Source organism: Mariprofundus aestuarium (assembly GCF_002795805.1).
In the GTDB taxonomy this organism is placed as follows: domain Bacteria; phylum Pseudomonadota; class Zetaproteobacteria; order Mariprofundales; family Mariprofundaceae; genus Mariprofundus; species Mariprofundus aestuarium.
In genome coordinates, this window is record NZ_CP018799.1 from 292,634 (window position 1) to 311,138 (window position 18,505).

Genomic DNA, 18,505 nt, shown 5'->3' on the forward strand with positions numbered 1-18,505 from the left:
TTGTGCTCCCCTTCGTTGCAATAGCCCTCCTGACATCGGAGGTCATTTTTCAATTGCAGAACTCTTCTACATATCGCATGCGGGTGAAAGAAAATATCCGCATCACCGATCCTGATTGTAAGGATACTGTCATTCACATGACGCTTGAACCCTTGCGGGGCAAGCTTCCGAGCTTCCGGCCAGGCCAGTATGTGCGTATCGGCATCCCGAAGCTGAAAGAGCCTGCGCCCGGTTACTTTGCCATTGCATCGTGTCCGGATGAGCCAGAGGGCTACGAATTCTTTGTGAAAAATGCAGGGCCACTCTCCGCCTACCTTTGCGATATAGAGGCTGGTGCGCTTCTCGAGGTGGAAGGTCCGATGGGTAAAGGTTTCGACCTTACCCCTTTCAAGGGCGCTGATGTCTACCTGATTGGTGTGGGGACCGGCATCGCGCCGCTACGCAGCCTCTGGCACAGTATTATTCGCCACCGTGAGGCGTTCGGGAAGGTGACGATCTATGCCGGTTTCCTGACTGAGATGCATCAGCTGCTGACCGAGGAGCTGGGCGAGCTTTCCCGCCACAATATCGAGGTATCTATTACACTTGAGATGGGGCACGAAAGCTGGGATGGACCGATCGGTTATGTGCAGCATGCACTCAAGGCTGATGCACCGGATGGAACCAATGCCGTGGCCTGCCTGGCAGGCATGAGTCCAATGGTAGACGCCTGTACCGAAACGCTGCAGAATCTCGGGTTTAATGACGACTGCATTCTGCTCAACCACTGATCCAGTGACGCTCGACTCCGGAGCAGAATCACCCATTTCAAAATCCCGGTCTGAAAAACTACCTGATAATCTGCAACTTCCGCTGCTGGCACTCGATATCGGAATGAAACGCATCGGTGTGGCCGTTTGCGACCGCCTCGCCATCTCTTGCCGTGGGGTGACCTATCTGCACCGCAATGACAAAGGGTGGCCCAGGCAGCTGCTCAAGCTTATCCGCGAGTATGGCTCCAAAGGCATTGTGGCGGGGCTTCCCAAAAACATGGACGGTACCGAAGGCGTGCAGGCCAGAGATGCGCGCGCCGCGGTACGGGAACTCAAGCTGGTGATCGACCTGCCGGTGGTATTTCAGGATGAGAGGCTGTCGTCCTGGACGGCGAAAGAGCGTCTCTATGCACAGGGATTAAATGAGAAAAAGGTGAAAGAGAAGATCGACCAGACGGCAGCAGCCGTGATACTGGAGGATTTTATTTTCGGCCACCCGGAGTTGAAAGGATGAGTGAAACGGTACTGTTTGATAACCGGGCGGTTGAAGTCGCACTGGATAACATGAGCAAGGCGATCCACGCTGATGAAGTTTTTCTGGTCGGCATTCATAGCGGTGGTGCTGATGTCGCTGATGCGATTCAGCGGCGCCTTGAGGAGCGGGGTGCAACCGTAACCCGCGGTGATCTCGATATCAGCTTCTACCGTGACGATCTTGATACCATTGCACCGCACCCGCTGGTGCGGCGCAGTGAGATTCCATTTGATGTCGCAGGCAAAAACATCTGGCTGGTGGATGACGTGCTCTACTCGGGCCGCACGATACGCGCAGCCATGGATGAAATATTTGATTATGGCCGGCCGGCATCGATCCACCTGGCCGTGCTGGTGGATCGCGGTGGCAGGCAGCTGCCGATTGCTGCTGAATGTGCAGGGCTGATCCATGAAGCTCCGGCAGATTGCACGGTGGAGCTGCTTACGGAAGGGGCTTGGACTATTGAGCAGAGGCAGGTGAAACAGTGCGACCAATAAAACATCTCTTCGGCATTGCCGATCTAGACCGGGAGCAGATCGAATATCTGGTCAATCTCGGTGACTCCTTTATCGAGATCAACCGACGCCCGCTGAAAAAGGCACCAACCTTGCGCGGCAAGACAATCATCAATCTCTTCTTCGAGAACTCCACGCGCACGCGCACCAGCTTCGAGCTGGCGGGCAAGCGCCTCTCTGCCGATGTGATCAACATCTCCGCCTCAACCAGTGCCACCAAAAAGGGCGAGACACTGCTCGATACAGGACAGACACTGGCGGCAATGCAGCCGCATGTGCTGGTGATTCGCCACTCGCTGGCCGGTACCTGCGAGTTTCTGGCTGATTACCTTCCCAACACCTCACTCGTGAATGCCGGTGATGGGGCGCATGAGCATCCCACCCAGATCCTTACCGACCTGCTGACGTTGAAGCAGGCCTGGGGAAACCCGCAGGGCAAGGTAATTACGATGGTCGGCGATATCGCCCACTCGCGTGTGGCCCGCTCACATCTGCTGGCAGCGAAAAAGCTGGGTTATAGCATGCGGATCGTGGCTCCGAAAACACTGCTGCCATCCCAGATCGAGCGTTACGGCTGCGAGGTGTACCACGATTTCGATGCGGCACTGCCCGGCTCCGATGCGGTCTACATGCTGCGTGTGCAGACTGAGCGGTTGACCGATAACTGCGCCTTCCCATCAATCCGTGAATACCACGAGGCCTACGGACTGAATGCGAAGCGGCTGCGCGCAGCAGGGCCCGACTGCATCGTCATGCATCCGGGGCCGATGAACCGTGGTGTGGAAATTGCCACCGATGTCGCCGATTCGGCGAAAAGCCATATCCTTGAACAGGTTGAGCACGGCGTAGCCATTCGCATGGCTGTGCTGGCAGCTCTGTGCGGTGGTCAGGCGGAAGAGAAGAAGAAAACGGGCAGCAAGAGAGAGCAGTCCGATGAAGCAATGCAGGCACAGAGGACACTGTTATGAGCGGCAAGCTGCTGATAAAGAACGGACACATAATTGATCCGGCCAATGGCCTTGATGAGGTAGCCAATCTCTGGATCGTAGAGGGCAAGGTTGCCGCTATCGGTGCTTATGATGGAGAAGCCGATGAAGTGATTGATGCAGATGGTAAAATTGTCTGCCCGGGCCTGATCGATATGCATGTGCACCTGCGTGAACCGGGCCAGGAGTGGAAAGAGGATATTGAATCGGGCTCCCGTGCTGCGGTTGCCGGTGGCGTTACCTCGATCTGCTGCATGCCCAATACTGGACCTCACATCGATCACGCTGGTATTGCGCTGCAGATTATTGCACGAGCCAGGCAGGTGGGGCTGTGCAATGTGCATCCGATCGGCGCGGTCACAAAAAACCTTGAAGGCAAAGAGCTGACCGAGATGCGTGAACTCTCCCGCTGCGGCTGTGTAGCCTTCTCTGATGATGGTTTGCCGATTTGGCATGCGGGCGTGATGCGCAAGGCGCTGGAGTACGCTTCAAGCTTCGGCTTTATGGTGATTCAGCATGCCGAGGAGAAACAGCTGACGGCCGGTGGTGCGATTAACGAGGGGTGGGTCTCCACCCAGCTCGGCGTCTCCGGTATGCCGGCAGAGGGTGAGGATTCGATGATCGCCCGCGACATTATGCTGGCCCGCCGCGCTGATGCCCGTTACCACGTGGCGCACATCTCCACGCAGGGCGGCGTGGCGCTGGTACGCAAGGCGCGCGCAGAAGGATTGAAGGTTTCAACCGAGGCTGCACCGCACCATTTCGCACTGACCGAAGAGGAGGTGCTGGGTTACAATGTGGATGCCAAGGTGAGTCCTCCGCTGCGCACCGAAGCCGATCGCCTGGCCGTGATTGAGGGGTTAAGGGATGGCACCATTGAGGTGATCGCCACTGACCATGCCCCACATCATGAGGATGACAAACGCTGCGGCCTCTCCTGCGCCGCATTCGGTATTGTAGGGCTGGAAACGATGCTGCCGGTATCACTGGAACTGGTACGTTCTGGTGTGCTCACGATGCCTGACTTGATCGCCAAGATGACGGCTAATCCTGCCCGCCTGCTGGGGCTGGAATCAGGTACGCTCTCTGTGGGTGCTGAGGCAGATGTCACCATCTTTGATGCTGATACCACATGGGTACTTGATCGTGAGAAGATGGTTTCCAAGGGTAAGAATACGCCGTGGCACGGCAAAGAGATGACGGGTCTGGTGACCCATACCGTGAAAGCGGGACGCATTGTGTTTGCAGAAGGAGAAGTGCGTGGCTAACGAACAGCGGGGAACTATCTTTGAAGAGCAGGCCGAGGTGCTGGCCCATGTTACCCATCCGGGTGACCAGTTTGTGATGCGTGTGAAGGCGCCGAAAACAGCAGTCAAGGCGAAACCGGGCCAGTTTGTGCACCTGCGCGTCTCTGATGAGCGGGCACTGCGCCGTCCGATCTCGATCATGCTTACCGATCCAGAGCGTGGAACGGTTGATCTGCTCTACAAGGCGATTGGTGAGGGTACCCATCTGCTCTCAGAGCGTAAGGTGGGCGACTTGGTTCCGATGCTCGGACCGATTGGGGAGCCGTTTGACATCTCGGATCTCTCAAAGCGTTATGTGCTGATCGGTGGCGGTGTCGGTATTCCACCGATGATCTTTGCTGCTGATAATCTACACGGCAGGGACGGCGATTGTGTCGTTTTTGCCGGTTCTGAAGTTGAGTTCCCTTTTGCGCTTAAACCATCGGCTACGCTGCTGCCCGGCGTCAACGGCAATGCGATTCTTGCGGTTCGTTCGCTTGAGGAGCGCGATATTCCCTCCCGCCTGGCTTCCAATGCCGGACTCTATGGCTGTTACGAGGGACATGTGCCGAACCTGGCGCGTGATTATCTGGCTGCCCTGACCCAAGAGGAGCGCGACCGCTGTGTGCTGCTCTCCTGTGGTCCACATCCGATGCTGCATGCAGTGGCGAGGGTAGGGCGCGAGTTTGACCTGCCGACCTACCTTAGCCTTGAGGAGCACATGGCTTGCGGGATCGGCGGTTGTGCCGGTTGTGTAGTCAAAACCGTTGAGGATGGCGAAGAGAAGTATCGCCGCGTCTGTGTCGATGGGCCGGTGTTCGAGGCCGGGCTGCTGCCCGAGTTTGCATGAGTTCTGCATCTGCCATTGATGTCCTGCAGTTCTGGTTCTCTGAGCTTGAACCGCGCCAGTGGTGGGTTAAGGACGAACGACTGGATGAGGAGATCAGGCAGCGCTTTGGCGACCTGCATCGGGATGCGGTAGCCGCCAAGCTCTACGACTGGCGCGAAACTGCGGTCGGCCGCCTCGCCGAGATTATCGTGCTCGACCAGTTTTCACGGAACATCCATCGCGACACCCCGAATGCCTTCGCCTTTGACGGCATGGTGCTGGTGTTAGCGCAGGAGGCGGTACGCATTGGTGCCGATCAGGAGTTTGATGTGCCTGAGAAAGCATTCTTCTACATGCCTTACATGCACAGCGAATCGATGGCGATCCATACGCAGGCGCTCAAACTGTTCGACCAGCCAGGTGCGGAATATAATCTTGAGTTTGAGATTAAGCATAAAGCGATTATCGACCGCTTCGGTCGTTACCCTCATCGCAACGCCATCCTCGGCCGGGAATCCACGCCGGAAGAGATCGAATTCCTGACCCAGCCCGACTCCTCCTTCTAATCGAAGCTTGCACGCCCGTTTCCGGCCAGTTTCGGAGGCTTGTCATACGCACTTGGTTGCGGGCTACCCCCCGAAAGTCGAGGTTCGGGCATGTTTTTTGGAGCTGTTGCAATAAAAGCTTGAGGGTCATAGCTGGCCTAAGTAACAAAGCGCACGATTGGAGTAAGGTGGTTTTTATCAATGTCTGAAAGAGCTCTGTCGGCAGAACAAAGAGGGGCCTCCTGAATCTGGCGGCTCCGAAGCACAATGGTTTCGCCAGCCTATCGTTCCACAGACAGCCCGCCTTCAAGGCTGTAGCTACCATCCTTGAATATCTTCAGGCAGGCATCCACTGCTGCCAGATCGTAGAAACGGCCGCGATTTATCGCTATCTCACCCAGAGCAACTTCCAACCCGAGGCCCGCACGATACGGGCGATGCGAACTCATCGCTTCGACAACATCGGCTACCGCCACGATTTTGGCCTCCGGGCAGATCTCATCACCCTTCAGCCCCTGCGGATAACCGCTCCCGTCCAGTCGCTCATGGTGCTGGTAGGCTATGTTGGCGACAGGCCATGGAAATTCCACATCTTTCAGAATCTCAAACCCGGCCTCGGCATGGCAGCGAACAAGCTCATATTCGGCCGTGGTGAGTTTCGTGGGTTTACTGAGAATCTCGGCAGGCACCTGTATCTTGCCTATATCATGGACGATGGCTCCAAGCCTGACCCCTTCAACCTGCTCATCATTCCATCCCATCTCCTGGGCAATTGCCCTTGAGAGGCTGGAAACCCTCAGCTGGTGGCCGCTTGTATAGGGGTCCCTGGCTTCCACTGCTTTGGAAACAACCTGGACCGTGCCTCTTAGCGCAGACCGAAGCCTCGACTTGCTCTCTTCCAGCATTCCAAATGCCTGTTTCTGTTGCGTGATGTCGTGAAAGACCACCACCTTGCTGAAACCCGCGCTCTGCAGGTCAACATAGGAGGCAGATGTTTCAAAGGTGCGTGTGTGTTCATTGGTATATTCATATTGGCCGATGGCCTGCCGGCACTCTTTGTTGACCCGACTAACCGGGTGCTCGCCCCTTTCGAGAGACGCCCCCTTCAGCGCAAGGGGCATAATATCGAACAGATCCTTTCCCAATAGCTGAATGGGTGGCTGACCGAGCATCCGGGCAAATGCATTGTCGCACCACTGAATACGATCATCCTCATTGATCCAGATAAGCCCTTCGGTGATGGAGTCCAGCGACGCCTCCATCTTGCCCAGCGTTAAGCGCAGGTGGCCGATGAGGTTGTCTGTCTCCTCAGGGGTCAATTATTCACTGTCCTTGCTTAACGGGCGTATGGTTGCGCCGATCTGCCAATGACCATCAACCTTCTCAGCCACAATATAATGCTCCGCATCAAACTGTTCGCCAGCCCTGTTCACTGCGGCAAGTTTGAGCGTCTGGTTCATGATGCGCGCCTCACCGGTCGTGACAAACCGGGAGAATCCGAGGTGGTGGGCATCGCGCATCCCCTGCGGGATAATCATGGTGATGATCTCGCCAATCATCTCTTCGGAACTCCAGCCAAACAGGGCCTCAAACGCCCTGTTTACATAAATGACAAAACCCTTGTGATCAATCAAGACGACAGGAGTATCCTTTTCCCGTTTCAATGACTCAATGGTTACTTCGCACTTGCTCATTGGCCTCTCCTCAAGAGGTGTTTATTTAAATACGTTCCCCGTGGTGTTGATATTAATAGAACTTATTTATGCTATTAGTAGCCAATGCAATGGGAGTATGTTCAATATGCGGTAAGGCTCGGCTTGCGGATTTGAATTCACAACTGCACTTTGGTTTAGGTTTTGGCTTGCTGTGTGGTTTTTTAGTTGCTCATTCTTGATCTATTGCTAGCTATCAGTCCCTCTAGACTTCTGGCTAGGTATTCAAGGGAATTGCATGAACTATTATGGTGAAATATGAAGATTTTGATTGCAGATGATCACTGTTTACATCGAGAGCTGGTGCGCACCCTTCTGGAGGTGGTGTATCCAGATGCAGAAATTCTCGAGGCTTCAGATTACTCCTCTGTGATAGAGGTATGCACAAGCATTCAACCAGCTGTTGTCCTGTTGGATCTCTCTATGCCTAACATGAATGGGCTGTTGAGTGTAAATCAAATCATTGACCATTTTCCGAATTCAAGAGTCATAGTCTGCTCTGCCTCAGAGCACCCAATATTAATTCAAACCATCATGAGTTTTGGTGCCTCAGGGTTTATACCAAAAACCTTGTCATGCAAGGAGCTTCTTACTGGCGTAAAGCGAGCATTGGAAGGAGAGGTTTATTTACCATCCTCGTTAAATAACGATGCCAATATCATATTAACGCAAAGGCAATCTGAAATACTTGGCTTCGTTTGTTCAGGTGTCAGCAATAAAGAGATCGCAGCCCAGCTTAATGTTTCACTGCATACAGTGAAGTTTCATGTTGGGTCGGTGTTTGAAAAGCTCAATGTTCAAAACAGGCAACAATTAATCTCACTAATGGGCTTGCATTACCAATGAAGGGAATGACAAGCCAGTAAATTGGCCGAAAGCAGGGTTTAACTGTTGCCTATGATCGACTCGAGGCGGGTCAGTGCCAGCAGCAGTTGCATGCGGCGGGACTCTGCACGTCGCGGCTCTCCCTGCGGCTTTTTCTCAGATTCACCCTCTCTCTTTTCCCCGTTCATGTAAGGCTCAACCGTTTTCCATAGGGGGTGCTCGTGCCACAGGGTTTTGCCCGTCGATTCAAACTCTCCTTCATGTTCATCAAGCAGGCGGCGGATCGCATTCTCTTTGAGTATGACAAGGCGGTGCAGCCACTCACGGCGCAGGCTGTGGGCATCGGGCTCGCCCCAGTCACGGGTGCGCAGTTGCGCCTCCATCTGCCTGATCGGGAGCAGTTGCAGGCATACCCGGCTTGCCGACAGGCTGCGGGCCAACGTTTTGTTCAATGTTGAAGAGAGGTGCAGGGCGCAGGCGGCATGACTGAGCTCCGGCATGGCAGCCAGTTGCAGGGCCTGCTCAGGCAGTAGCCCGAAGGTCTCGGCAGTGGCTGTATCTTCGGCCAGATGATCGCGGAAGTGGGAAAGCCCTTTGCTGTGCCGCGCCACCCATGCCTGATCGAGATCATCGACAGAACAGAGGCGCAACAGCTCTTCGGCAAAGTGAAGCAGCTGCTCCTGAAGTTCCAGCTGAAGCTTGAGCGCCTGATTGGGGCTGTTGACCTCTTGCCAGATCGCATCGCGCAACGCCTCGGCATCAAGCAGTGACTCGCTGATCAGCAGCGCTTCGACGATTTCGCTGACGGAATGGTCAACCATGGTCTCAAGGTGGTGCACGGCACCGAGCCCGAAATGGTTGACGACATGATTGGTTGCCTCCGTCTGGATAATCTCCGAGGCAAGTGGATGGAGCTCGAAATTAATAGAGAAACGCCTGTGCAGCGCTTCCGGAAAATAGCGCTTGAGCAGTTTCTTGTTGAAGGCGCAGCTCTGGTGAAACGATTCGCTGCTCAGGCAGGCATGGATACGGTTCTTCTCCTGCCCGAGCAGAACAGATAGCTGCGGCCTGAGCGGCAGCAGCTCATCCTCACTGATCCTCGGGGCAACAGCCTCATCGAGCCAGCCCTGCTTGGTCAGGTGGTTGCGCAGCCGGCGCAGGCGCAGCGGGTGAATGGTGGCAGCCAGTTCGGCCAGGGTGAGGCAGCGCGACTGCAGCAGGTTGTCGTGCAGGCACTGATGCGTGACCGACTCGGTCAGCTCCTTGAGCAGCGTATTGCGTTCCTCGAAGGCGATATTTCTGCCCGACTGTTTCGATAGCAGGATCTTGAGGTTTACCTCGTGGTCGGACATGTCCACACCGGCTGAATTGTCCATCGCATCGGTGTTGATGGTGCCGCCAGCCAGGGCATATTCTATGCGTGCCCGCTGGGTAAGGCCGAGATTGCCGCCTTCGCTGAGAACCTTGCAGCGCAGTGCTGTTGCATCGATGCGTACTGCATTGTTGGCGGGATCGCGCACATCGGCATGACTCTCGCTGCTGGCCTTGATGTAGGTGCCTATACCACCATTAAAGAGCAGGTCGACCGGAGCGGAAAGGATGGCCCGGATCAATGCCTCTCCGGAAAGGGCGCTGGCCTCTGCAGCAAGGAGTTTGCGTATGTTAGGGGTAAGCACGATATGTTTGGCGCTGCGCTCAAATACGCCGCCACCCTCACTGATCAGCTGTTGGTTGTAAGCATCCCAGCCGCCCATTTCATCAAACAGTCGTTTGCGCTCGGCAAAGGCCTTTTTTACATCAGGGGTTGGGTCGAGGAAGATATGGCGGTGGTTGAAGGCAGCGATCAGTTGCAGCTTCGGATTAAGCAGCATGCCGTTGCCGAATACGTCACCGCCCATATCGCCGATGCCGACGCAGCTGATCGGATCGCTGTAGGCATCGATGCCCTGTTTGGCAAAGTGGTGGGCAGCGCAGACCCAGGCGCCGCGTGCCGTGATACCGACCTTCTTGTGGTCATAGCCATGGCGTCCGCCGCTGGCAAAGGCATCACCGAGCCAGAAGCCAGCCTTAAGGGCGCGCTCGTTGGCATCATCGGAGAAGCGTGCGGTTCCCTTGTCAGCGGCAACGACAAGATAGGGGTCATTACTATCGTGTGTGGCGATGCGGATGCCCTCAGGTGGCGTGGTTACGCCTTCATGCAGGTTGTCGGTCAGCGACAGCAGAGTGTCGATAAATCCGCGGTACTGATCCAGCACGAAGGATGCACCAGCGCCGTCGCGCACAACAAAACCACCCTTTGATCCGGTCGGCACGATCTGACCGTTTTTGACCACCTGGGTGCGCATCAGCTCGAGCACCTCGGTCCTGTAGTCGGCGTGGCGATCGGAGAAGCGCAGCCCGCCGCGCGCAATCGGGCCGGCTCGCAGGTGAACGCCTTCCAGATGGACACCATGTACGAATATTTCGCGGTAGGGCCTGGGCTCCGGACTGAAGCTCAGCCTGTTCGGTTCGATCTTGATACCGATCGGCGTACCCTCTTCCCGAATAAAGGCGTTGGTGCGCAGGCCTGCCTCTACCAGCTCGGCCAGTGCCCGGAACCAGCGATCGTCCGAGAGGTTGTCGATAGTACTCATCACCTCGCTGAATGTTGCCTGAGCCTCCTGAAGCGCGCTCTCGGGCGCACCCGGTTGATGGCGTGCGGCAAAGAGAGTGTAAAGTTCGGCTGTGACGGCAGGATGGCGCAGCATCATGTCGGAGATCGGCAGCTTGGCTGCATCGGCCAGTAGCTGGATCAGGTGACTGCGCAGGGTGATCACTACGGCGATCTCCTCGATCTCCAGCCCGCCAGAGATCAGCAGGGCATTGACCGGATCATGGTCGGCGGCACCGTTGAGTACCATTGCCAGGCCGCGTCTGAGCCGCTGGGCATCATCGCTGTCGAGGTGGCGGGGAGCATGGCAGACCAGGGAGCTGATATGAATACAGCCACATTCGCCCTCGGCATCGTGTGTGTGCCCTACTTCTTTGCCGAAAGGCACCACCGATTCCTGAATCGGATCGAGTCCGAAAGCACGAATGGTGTCGACCAGCGTTCCCAGTGATGGCTGCCTGAGCGAGTAGATGTGCAGCTCAACCTCATCACCGGTTGCTTTGGCGCGTGGCGTCACATAGACACGGGTCTGACCGCTTAACAGTACCCGCTGGCGCATCTGCAGGTCACGGGTAAACTGGGAAGGGGGGAAGAGCTCCTGATAAAGCGCCGGCAGCCTTTCAAGCTCATTCAGTGTTGCTGGAATATTCAGGGTATCAGAGTGGCGCATCACCTCGGCACGGGCGGTGTCCTTCCAGAAGGTGATGCAGGAGAGGATCAGCTCATCGAGCTTCTCCTGCCGGATGGCCGGGGTGTCGCGGTCGATGCCGATCAGGATGATGCGGTGCGGGCCGATGCCGAAGGCGTCATAACCATGGGTGACCTGGCCTGCATCGTTGAGCGTCTGCATCAGGTTCTGCATGACATGCGGGCCGTAGCGTTTGGCCGTGATGGCAATCATCAGAGTATCCATATTGCCTTCGATGGCCGGGATCAGGCGTGCAACCAGCTGCATGGGGCCGGCTAGGTCGATGATCGCTTTCAGTGGCTCCAGCCAATCTGTAGCACGACTTGCCAGTAGAATGCGCTTGGGCATGCGGTCGAAGAGGGTGCGGATTTCGCGGCGGTAGAATGCCGAGTGCTGCAGCAGCGGGTCAGCGGCAAGATCGCGCCAGTGACCAGCCAGTTTCGGAAGGTAGCTGGCGTTGGCGTAACGGGCGCTGCGAGAGAAGTGACCGACAATAATGGCCTCTTCAATATTGCCATCTTTCCCTTTCCAGTTGATGCGGACCACCTCCACATTGGCGGCACTGTAGAGATAACGGCTGCTGGCGCTCAGGCTGAGCCATGTGGCACCAATCTCCGCAGTGGTGGGGCTGGCAGCGATCTGCTCTGCAAGCCCGGGTGCGATGCGTTCAAAGACGCGGCTGTTTTTAAACGCGCCCAGATGGCTGCCTTCGTGGGAGATGCCGAAATAGAGGAAGTGGTTTTCATTGATCCAGTCGAGCAGTGCAGCCGCATCGCTGTTGTCCGCCATCAGGGTCGCCACAGAGCCAGCAACAAACTTGCGCATCGATTCGTAATCGCGCACGGAGAGATCAACTGCCTTCAGGATCGCCATTATATCTTTTCTGAGCGGCTCGATATCCGGGGTCACCGTGGCGGAGATGTGCAGGGCGATAAACATGAAGTTCTCTTCGTCATGTGTATCTGGCTTGCGCAGTTCGAGCATGCATCCGTCACTTCCGCACTCCATCTTGGCAACCATGGTCTGCTGTCCGATCGGTTGAATGTCACGTTTGAGAAGGTAGGCCCTGATCGCATCGAGATAGAACGCCTGGTCAGGGCAGCGAATGGTGAAGATATGGCGATGCAGGTTGCCGTGGGTAAGTGTGCTGGAGTGCATCGTCACCCGTTTGGGCTTCCCTTTCGGCAATAGGGAGAGGAAATCCTGTACCAGCACGGCGAGCAGTCGTGCCGGAACGATATCCATCCGGTGTTGTTGGCGTGCCTGATCGAGAAGGTCGATCAGCTGACGGCGAAGATGACGCATGGTCATAGCATAGGGGTTGCTGCCAGCAAGGGCAATCCACCGGGTTTGACGCTGCGGACCCAGTCAGCTTTGATAAGATTATGGATGAGAGTGTGCAGGGGCATCGCCAGCGTTTACGGGAGCGCTTTTCACGCCATGGTTTCGATGGTTTTCACGACTATGAGGTGCTGGAGTTGCTGCTCACCTATGCTATTCCCCGCGTCGATGTGAAACCGATCGCCAAACGGTTGCTGGACCTATTCGGAACACTGGCCGGCGTATTCGACGCCTCTGTAACCGAGTTGTCACAGGTGAAAGGGGTCGGCGAGAAGGGGGCGCTCTTCCTTACCCTGATCAGGCAGACCGAGCTTCGTTATCTCGCTTCCGACTTGCCGGGAAAGTCTGTCTATGACCGGCCGGAGAAGGTGAAAGCGCATCTGCGGCTGGTGCTGCAGGGGCGTGGTATGGATGGAGTGCTTCGGCGCTGCCTTCACTGATCAGCAGCATCGCCATTTTGCCACTCAGGTCCTGTTTGAGGGAACAGTGGGCCGTGCTGCTGTTTACCCGCGCAACCTGATGAAGCGGGCGCTGGAGCTTGATGCCAAGGGTATGATTCTCTTTCACAACCATCCGGGCGGCACGCCGCAGGCAAGCAGTGAGGATATCGAACTGACCAGACGCATGGCCGAGGCCTGTACGGCTCTCGACATCAAGATTCTCGATCACTTCCTAGTTGCAGGAAGAGAGGTGCTTTCATTCAAGGAGAACGGCTGGTGTTGAATCAGCTGTTTGTTCGCTCACTGGATTCAATTATGGTTCGCAGTGTCTGACTGAGCTTGGGGAATGAGAGAGGCTTGAGAACAATCTCTGTGTGTTCACTGGCCCCCTGGGCTTCTGCGGCCCACTGGTCATCATAGCCGGTAATGAGAATCACCTGAATGTCGCTATCGATCTCTTTGGCTCGCCTGGCAAGCTCGGCGCCGCCCATTTTCGGCATCACGACATCACTGATAATGACATCAATATCGTTCTGGTTGGCATGGAATATCTCCAGTCCTTCTTGTCCGTTCGATGCTGTCAATACCCTGTAATCCATGCTCTCCAGGACCTCTCTGGTTGTGCTTCGAACCTCATCATCATCATCTACAAGAAGAATTGTTTCTCCCTCTCCGGGGACTGGTGCTTTCTCAGGCTCCTCTAACACCTTCTCATCTTCCTGGCACAGTGGCAGATATATATGGAATGTGGAGCCCTTGCCCTGTTCGCTCTCGATCTCAATGGTGCCCCCATGTGTTTGTATTGAGCCGTAGACCATGGCCAGACCAAGGCCTGTGCCTTCACCTACCCCTTTGGTCGTATAAAACGGTTCGAACACATGCTCCAGAGCAGCTTTAGGAATGCCGCTGCCATTATCGCTTACTATCAGGTGGGCAAGTCTTTCCCCCTTGATCCCACGGTGTTTTTGCTGAAAAGCAGTGGTTGTGGTGAAGGATTCAAGCATAAGATTTATTTTTGGTTGCTCTGTATTGCGAACAGCATCCCTTGCATTGTTCAGCAGGTTGACCAGAGCCTGCTGGAGCTGCGCGGAGTCTCCACGGATGGTCAGCCCTTCGTCGCACAGATCAATAGTGTAATCGATATTCTCAGGGATAATGCTTTTGAAGAGTGAAAGCTCGGTGCTCAGGAATGAGGTGAGAGAAAACGGCCGGGTGTTTACCATGTCCTTGCGGGCAAAGGTAAGCAGTTGCTTAACAATTTCAGCAGCATGTATCCCCAGTGTCTCTATATTGCTCAGCTTGGTGGAAACCAGTTCTTTATTACCCATCTGTTTTTTAGCCAGATAGAGGTTGCCCTGAATAGCGGCAAGTGTGTTGTTGAAATCATGGGCAATCCCTCCCGCCAGAGTGCCAATCGCCTCCAGCTTTTGAGATTGAAGCAGCTGCTCTTCAAGTTCCTTGCGTTCAGTAATGTCCTGCACTGTGCCGCTTGAGCGGATCGGGGTGCCTTCATTGTTATAGATCGTTTGGCAATGCTCATGTACATGTTTAATCCTGCCGCCCTTAAGCAGGAGCCTGTGTTCAATGTCGTAAGGGAGCCTGCTTGCCACCGAATCAGTATATTTCGAGTTGACTAGTTCCCGGTCATTGGGGTGGATTGCATCAATAAATGCCTCGTAGGAGGCACCAAAGGCCTCTTTGTCTACTTCAAAAATCCGGAAGATTTCATCTGACCACTTAAGTTCATTGTTTGTAAGGTCCAACTCCCAGCTGCCAACACGGGCGATTCGCTGAGCATCATTCATGCTGGCTTCACTCTGTTGCAGGTCCCGGGTTTTCTTCCTCACCTGTTTTTCAATCTCCTCGTTACGTTGCTGAAGCTCCCGGTCTCTTAGCTGGAAGCCACGCGCTGCAAACAACAGCAACAGGGTTAGAACCAATCCGGTTGCAAAGGCTGCTAACAGGTATTGATATTCGGTATCCTTCCAGTAAATACGTTTCTCGAAAATCAGTGTGGATTCAACTGCTCCAAACGCCAGATCGGGCTCACTTTGTAAGCTTTTGAACAGCAAGTGGCTACCCTGTTCGACAGTATTTTTTACCAGCAGATGTTCTTTGCCTGAAACCGGATGGTGGAACGTATCAAGTATTTTCCATGAGATATTGAACCCCTGGGGGATCGTTACCGTATTCATTAAAGCCGTTGCATTCACTTTGACAGCAACCAAGGCGCTTACTTCTTCCATGTTTATCTCATCACTGTTGACGGCAGTGATGCCAGTAAAAACTGGCTTGAAGAGTGTGAAGGTGATGCCGCTCTTTGCCAAGTGCTCAAAAGAGGATGCTGTTGCTGATCTGGTATGAATGGCCTTGCTGATGTGAGGCCCATATTTGCCAATGGATGCCATATCCAGACCCAGCAAGGACGCATTTAGTGGGGTCATCGGTTCAATATACTTCACGGGGAAGGAGCTGTGGTCCGAGATACCACTGCTGCCGCGGACGGCATATGTCACAAAACCGATCTTCTGCATCTCTTTCTCAAAAGCCCCGACATCCGGTTTTAACACATGGGGGAGAAACGCTACGGAGAGAATATAGGGGTAATGCAGCAACTGATCTTCTGCGACAATCTGGAACTCGTCCGGCTCCACATAATCGGAGGCCCGAAACAGTGATATTATGTTGTCGGCTACCTCGTTGGCATGAAGGTTCTGTAGAAGCAACTGCTCCCTGATCTGCGCAGACTCTTCGAAGAAATGAACTTCCGCATCAGCTGCTAACTTGTTGTATGCCAGCATGAGTAGCAGTGCTGTGATCAGCGCGCCGGCAATTGATGCAAAGTGGAACACCCTGTTTGTGGAGTAGGTCCTCATTTACATCGTGATCCGAGTTGCTTTGGTCATAATGGCTTGAGGCAGCTTGATGTTGCTCTTCTCCATCAACGTGGTGTTAATGAACAGTTTCCAGCGCCGGTTCACAACGATGGGGATGTCGCTGATTTTCACCCCCTCAAGAACAGCGATGGCTACAGAAGCAGCCCATTCGCCCTGTTCTTCGGCAAGCTTTGTTGCAGCAAGCAGTGCATAGCGGTTCATCCAGTCGTAGTTGGTCACTGAAATAAGCCGCCCTTCCTTGAGTACATGGCTGGTGGCCTTCTCATCGTCCCAATCCTCTATGCCTCCGTTGTTGCCCACGATCAAAAAGTCGGCTTCCCCCTGTGCTTTGCTATAGGCTTCCATCCAGTCGTCCATATTCTTCACAAATATGGATGTGAGTCGAACCCCATTGCTTTCATAAACAGATCGGTTGAGCTCATACTCCTTGTGTTGAGAGAGCACATCTGCAGCAAGGTATATGCCGTGTCTCAAGTTCGCTACGCTGCTTTTTACATACTTCAGAAGTGGGCGCACAGGGGAGATCTCAATCATCCCTGTTGCATTGGAGTAAGGGTAGCCATAGGGCTCAACCGTTGAGTTAATACCGCAGAATACGACAGGTATTTCAGCATTCTTGAAATAGGGTTGTATAAGGTAGCGGGAGGCATTGTCGTCAGCAGCAATCAAAATATCCGGCTTGCTCTCATCAATGTAGGCCTTTGCCTGCAGCGCCATCGTTTCACCAAATGTCTCACCCGTATTACGCTTGGTATCCAGATAGAACTTATCCAGTTCACATTTGCCCTTCAGTACTGCTTCAATGCCATGCTCAATACCATCATTCCACTCGTAACCTTGGTGATATGAAGAGATATAGAGGCATTTTGCCGCAAGCGCAGGTGAAGCAATGAGAAGGAGCGGCGAGAAGAGTAGGATCAGCTTGGCCAGATATGAACGCATAAGGGATCTGTTAGGCGGGGAGGGCATATGCTGCTGTCTCCTCCTGAAGGGTTGCTTTGATCCAGCATGTATCGAGGTTCCTCTCTACCATGGCGATGACGTTATGATCGAGTTTACCCTCCCCTGCATCTCGAGCTAAAATATCGAGAATCTGAGAAGGTGTCATGGCAGGTCGATAGGGGCGGTCCTGTGCTAGTGCCTGAAAAACGTCAGCCACGGCTACAATGCGTGCCTCCAGTGATAGTCTGCTCTCCTTTATGCGGTAGGGGTATCCGCCGCCATCTACCCGCTCGTGGTGCTGGCCTGCCCACTGGGCGATATCATCGAAGCCGCGAATTCTTTTCAGGATATTAAAGGTGTCGAAGCTGTGGCGCTGGATGGTTTTAAACTCCGTATTGGATAACTTGCCTGGCTTTTCCAGTACATTGTCGGGCACCCTGAGTTTGCCGATATCATGCAGCAGGCCTGCCAGGTAAAGCATGTTGCAGTTGTGGTCCGGGATTTCAAATTGCTCTCCCAGATAACGAGAAAGGCAGGCGACACCTTCCGAATGTTCATATGTGAAAGGGCTTTTTGCATCGACGATGTGGGAGAAGATTTTCACGAGGCTTTTGACATCCTCAAATTCAATGGGCCGGGCTGTTTCGTGGCTGATCCATTCGGAAACGTAACCATCAACATGTTCGCGCTCAAGTGAGAGCCAGAAAGCCTCGGAACTGGAGACCTCTAAAAAGGCATCAACCAGATCAGGGTTGAACCAGCTGCCCCTCTTATCGACGATTTTAGCATTAATTTCATCCATACCCAGCAGGATATTGGCATCCTTGACCTGTGCATGCAGGGATAAAACATCAACGCGGTCGACAAGGAAAATCAGGTTGGCCATCAGGGCGGCCTCTTCCGGGAGGTCCATCTCTTTGAGTTTCGTCCAGTGGGTATGATGGTGAAGAATCACATCGGAAAGGTGTGCCAGTGGCGGCGTGATGCCGAGCAGGCCTGCACCGATCTCACAGTGACCGTGCACCTGCTCCCACTCAAACTGGGCAAGTCGCGCATGCACGGAGGTGTTGGACACACCGCAGTCATGCAGAATCGCTGCCTGAAACAGACTATCCAGCGTCTTCGGATCCAGCCCCATGTGTTTGCCGCACTCGGCTGCCATGAAGCCAACACGTTTGCCGTGGTGAATCTGAACCACGCCTACAAGATCCAGCGCATCTGATAAAGAGTAGATCAGTTCATGCAGGTTGATATTAAGAGTGGTCATCTTGCCCCCTCCCTTCCGACCGGCTTTATGCAAGAAGGTGTTATTGAAGTATCGGAGGCATAGGGGGGAACTTTAACGTTCTTTTATTGGAGTATGGTGTTTCTGTTTCTTGGCGAAGGCTTGCGTGAGTGTTTTGATGTGTTTACTGGCGATTGCCTGTTTAATGCATCTTTCAGCTGTCTGTAGTCGGTGTTCGGCATCCTTGCTGCGATAGTCTATAGTACGTTAAGATAAGCGGACTGCACTGTTGCTGTTAACTATCCAGTTTCAATGAGGGATATGGGCACAAGGGGAG

The 18,505-nt window shown here is 54.3% G+C and carries 16 protein-coding genes; 10 read left to right on the forward strand and 6 right to left on the reverse strand.

All coding sequences use genetic code 11. The features are described 5' to 3' along the window. The first annotated feature begins 77 nt into the window (after nucleotides 1–77). From Ga0123461_RS01495 to Ga0123461_RS01525, 7 genes are read left to right on the forward strand one after another with little or no spacing between them, the layout of a single operon-like run. The gene (locus tag Ga0123461_RS01495; RefSeq protein ID WP_100276729.1) at nucleotides 78–770 is read left to right on the forward strand and encodes a ferredoxin reductase domain-containing protein; all 693 of its coding nucleotides are present in this window, start codon (nucleotides 78–80) and stop codon (nucleotides 768–770) included. Continuing rightward, nucleotides 742–1,266: a Holliday junction resolvase RuvX gene (gene ruvX / locus Ga0123461_RS01500; protein ID WP_100276730.1), complete on the forward strand. Its 525-nt coding sequence runs from the start codon at nucleotides 742–744 to the stop codon at nucleotides 1,264–1,266. Before Ga0123461_RS01495 ends, ruvX begins: the two co-directional genes overlap by 29 nt. Next, nucleotides 1,263–1,784, forward strand: coding sequence for a bifunctional pyr operon transcriptional regulator/uracil phosphoribosyltransferase PyrR (gene pyrR, locus Ga0123461_RS01505; RefSeq protein WP_100276731.1), 522 nt, complete (start codon nucleotides 1,263–1,265; stop codon nucleotides 1,782–1,784). The genes ruvX and pyrR overlap by 4 nt, the downstream gene beginning before the upstream one ends. Beyond that, nucleotides 1,772–2,770 (forward strand): aspartate carbamoyltransferase catalytic subunit, encoded by a 999-nt coding sequence (locus tag Ga0123461_RS01510; protein WP_232710277.1) that lies wholly within the window; start codon nucleotides 1,772–1,774, stop codon nucleotides 2,768–2,770. Before pyrR ends, Ga0123461_RS01510 begins: the two co-directional genes overlap by 13 nt. After that, complete coding sequence (locus Ga0123461_RS01515) at nucleotides 2,767–4,056, forward strand: dihydroorotase (protein WP_100276732.1); 1,290 nt, start codon at nucleotides 2,767–2,769, stop codon at nucleotides 4,054–4,056. Before Ga0123461_RS01510 ends, Ga0123461_RS01515 begins: the two co-directional genes overlap by 4 nt. After that, nucleotides 4,049–4,924 carry a dihydroorotate dehydrogenase electron transfer subunit gene (locus tag Ga0123461_RS01520; protein WP_100276733.1) on the forward strand — a complete coding sequence of 292 codons (876 nt, stop codon included), beginning with the start codon at nucleotides 4,049–4,051 and terminating at the stop codon, nucleotides 4,922–4,924. The genes Ga0123461_RS01515 and Ga0123461_RS01520 overlap by 8 nt, the downstream gene beginning before the upstream one ends. Next, the gene (locus Ga0123461_RS01525; RefSeq protein ID WP_100276734.1) at nucleotides 4,921–5,469 is read left to right on the forward strand and encodes a DUF924 family protein; all 549 of its coding nucleotides are present in this window, start codon (nucleotides 4,921–4,923) and stop codon (nucleotides 5,467–5,469) included. Before Ga0123461_RS01520 ends, Ga0123461_RS01525 begins: the two co-directional genes overlap by 4 nt. Before the next feature lie 260 nt (nucleotides 5,470–5,729). On the opposite strand, the gene Ga0123461_RS01530 is transcribed toward Ga0123461_RS01525, so the two are convergent. Then, the gene (locus tag Ga0123461_RS01530) at nucleotides 5,730–6,767 is read right to left on the reverse strand and encodes an HD domain-containing phosphohydrolase (RefSeq protein WP_232710278.1); all 1,038 of its coding nucleotides are present in this window, start codon (nucleotides 6,765–6,767) and stop codon (nucleotides 5,730–5,732) included. Next, entirely contained in the window at nucleotides 6,768–7,142 is a 375-nt protein-coding gene (locus Ga0123461_RS01535; RefSeq protein WP_100276735.1) for a PAS domain S-box protein, read from the reverse strand. It abuts the gene before it with no gap. Nucleotides 7,143–7,418: 276 nt separating this feature from the next. Between Ga0123461_RS01535 and Ga0123461_RS01540 the strand changes: the two genes are divergently transcribed. Further along, nucleotides 7,419–8,006, forward strand: a complete 588-nt coding sequence (locus tag Ga0123461_RS01540; RefSeq protein ID WP_100276736.1) for a response regulator transcription factor — start codon at nucleotides 7,419–7,421, stop codon at nucleotides 8,004–8,006. A 38-nt stretch (nucleotides 8,007–8,044) separates the two neighbouring features. On the opposite strand, the gene Ga0123461_RS01545 is transcribed toward Ga0123461_RS01540, so the two are convergent. Further along, complete coding sequence (locus Ga0123461_RS01545) at nucleotides 8,045–12,628, reverse strand: NAD-glutamate dehydrogenase domain-containing protein (RefSeq protein ID WP_100278626.1); 4,584 nt, start codon at nucleotides 12,626–12,628, stop codon at nucleotides 8,045–8,047. Between the two features lie 80 nt (nucleotides 12,629–12,708). Between Ga0123461_RS01545 and Ga0123461_RS12530 the strand changes: the two genes are divergently transcribed. Beyond that, nucleotides 12,709–13,104, forward strand: coding sequence for a UPF0758 domain-containing protein (locus Ga0123461_RS12530; protein WP_232710279.1), 396 nt, complete (start codon nucleotides 12,709–12,711; stop codon nucleotides 13,102–13,104). After that, nucleotides 13,076–13,387 (forward strand): JAB domain-containing protein, encoded by a 312-nt coding sequence (locus Ga0123461_RS12535; RefSeq protein WP_232710280.1) that lies wholly within the window; start codon nucleotides 13,076–13,078, stop codon nucleotides 13,385–13,387. Before Ga0123461_RS12530 ends, Ga0123461_RS12535 begins: the two co-directional genes overlap by 29 nt. Nucleotide 13,388: 1 nt before the next feature. On the opposite strand, the gene Ga0123461_RS01555 is transcribed toward Ga0123461_RS12535, so the two are convergent. Genes Ga0123461_RS01555 through Ga0123461_RS01565 form a run of 3 tightly spaced genes read right to left on the reverse strand, consistent with a single transcriptional unit; the run spans nucleotide 13,389 to nucleotide 18,210 of the window. After that, nucleotides 13,389–15,980, reverse strand: coding sequence for an ATP-binding protein (locus Ga0123461_RS01555; protein ID WP_100276737.1), 2,592 nt, complete (start codon nucleotides 15,978–15,980; stop codon nucleotides 13,389–13,391). After that, nucleotides 15,981–16,943 carry an ABC transporter substrate-binding protein gene (locus Ga0123461_RS01560; RefSeq protein ID WP_157819192.1) on the reverse strand — a complete coding sequence of 321 codons (963 nt, stop codon included), beginning with the start codon at nucleotides 16,941–16,943 and terminating at the stop codon, nucleotides 15,981–15,983. Nucleotides 16,944–16,953: 10 nt separating this feature from the next. Further along, nucleotides 16,954–18,210, reverse strand: a complete 1,257-nt coding sequence (locus Ga0123461_RS01565) for an HD-GYP domain-containing protein (RefSeq protein ID WP_100276739.1) — start codon at nucleotides 18,208–18,210, stop codon at nucleotides 16,954–16,956. Nucleotides 18,211–18,505 lie beyond the last annotated feature (295 nt).

Excerpts from the sequence above, each read along its gene's own strand:
- Ga0123461_RS01540 (WP_100276736.1), top strand. The coding sequence starts at position 7,419 with ATGAAGATTTTGATTGCAGATGATCACTGTTTACATCGAGAGCTGGTG.
- pyrR (WP_100276731.1), top strand. The coding sequence starts at position 1,263 with ATGAGTGAAACGGTACTGTTTGATAACCGGGCGGTTGAAGTCGCACTG.
- Ga0123461_RS12530 (WP_232710279.1), top strand. The coding sequence starts at position 12,709 with ATGGATGAGAGTGTGCAGGGGCATCGCCAGCGTTTACGGGAGCGCTTT.
- Ga0123461_RS01560 (WP_157819192.1), bottom strand. The coding sequence starts at position 16,943 with ATGCGTTCATATCTGGCCAAGCTGATCCTACTCTTCTCGCCGCTCCTT.
- ruvX (WP_100276730.1), top strand. The coding sequence starts at position 742 with ATGACGACTGCATTCTGCTCAACCACTGATCCAGTGACGCTCGACTCC.
- Ga0123461_RS12535 (WP_232710280.1), top strand. The coding sequence starts at position 13,076 with ATGGAGTGCTTCGGCGCTGCCTTCACTGATCAGCAGCATCGCCATTTT.
- Ga0123461_RS01545 (WP_100278626.1), bottom strand. The coding sequence starts at position 12,628 with ATGCGTCATCTTCGCCGTCAGCTGATCGACCTTCTCGATCAGGCACGC.
- Ga0123461_RS01515 (WP_100276732.1), top strand. The coding sequence starts at position 2,767 with ATGAGCGGCAAGCTGCTGATAAAGAACGGACACATAATTGATCCGGCC.
- Ga0123461_RS01495 (WP_100276729.1), top strand. The coding sequence starts at position 78 with ATGCGGGTGAAAGAAAATATCCGCATCACCGATCCTGATTGTAAGGAT.
- Ga0123461_RS01535 (WP_100276735.1), bottom strand. The coding sequence starts at position 7,142 with ATGAGCAAGTGCGAAGTAACCATTGAGTCATTGAAACGGGAAAAGGAT.
- Ga0123461_RS01565 (WP_100276739.1), bottom strand. The coding sequence starts at position 18,210 with ATGACCACTCTTAATATCAACCTGCATGAACTGATCTACTCTTTATCA.
- Ga0123461_RS01555 (WP_100276737.1), bottom strand. The coding sequence starts at position 15,980 with ATGAGGACCTACTCCACAAACAGGGTGTTCCACTTTGCATCAATTGCC.
- Ga0123461_RS01525 (WP_100276734.1), top strand. The coding sequence starts at position 4,921 with ATGAGTTCTGCATCTGCCATTGATGTCCTGCAGTTCTGGTTCTCTGAG.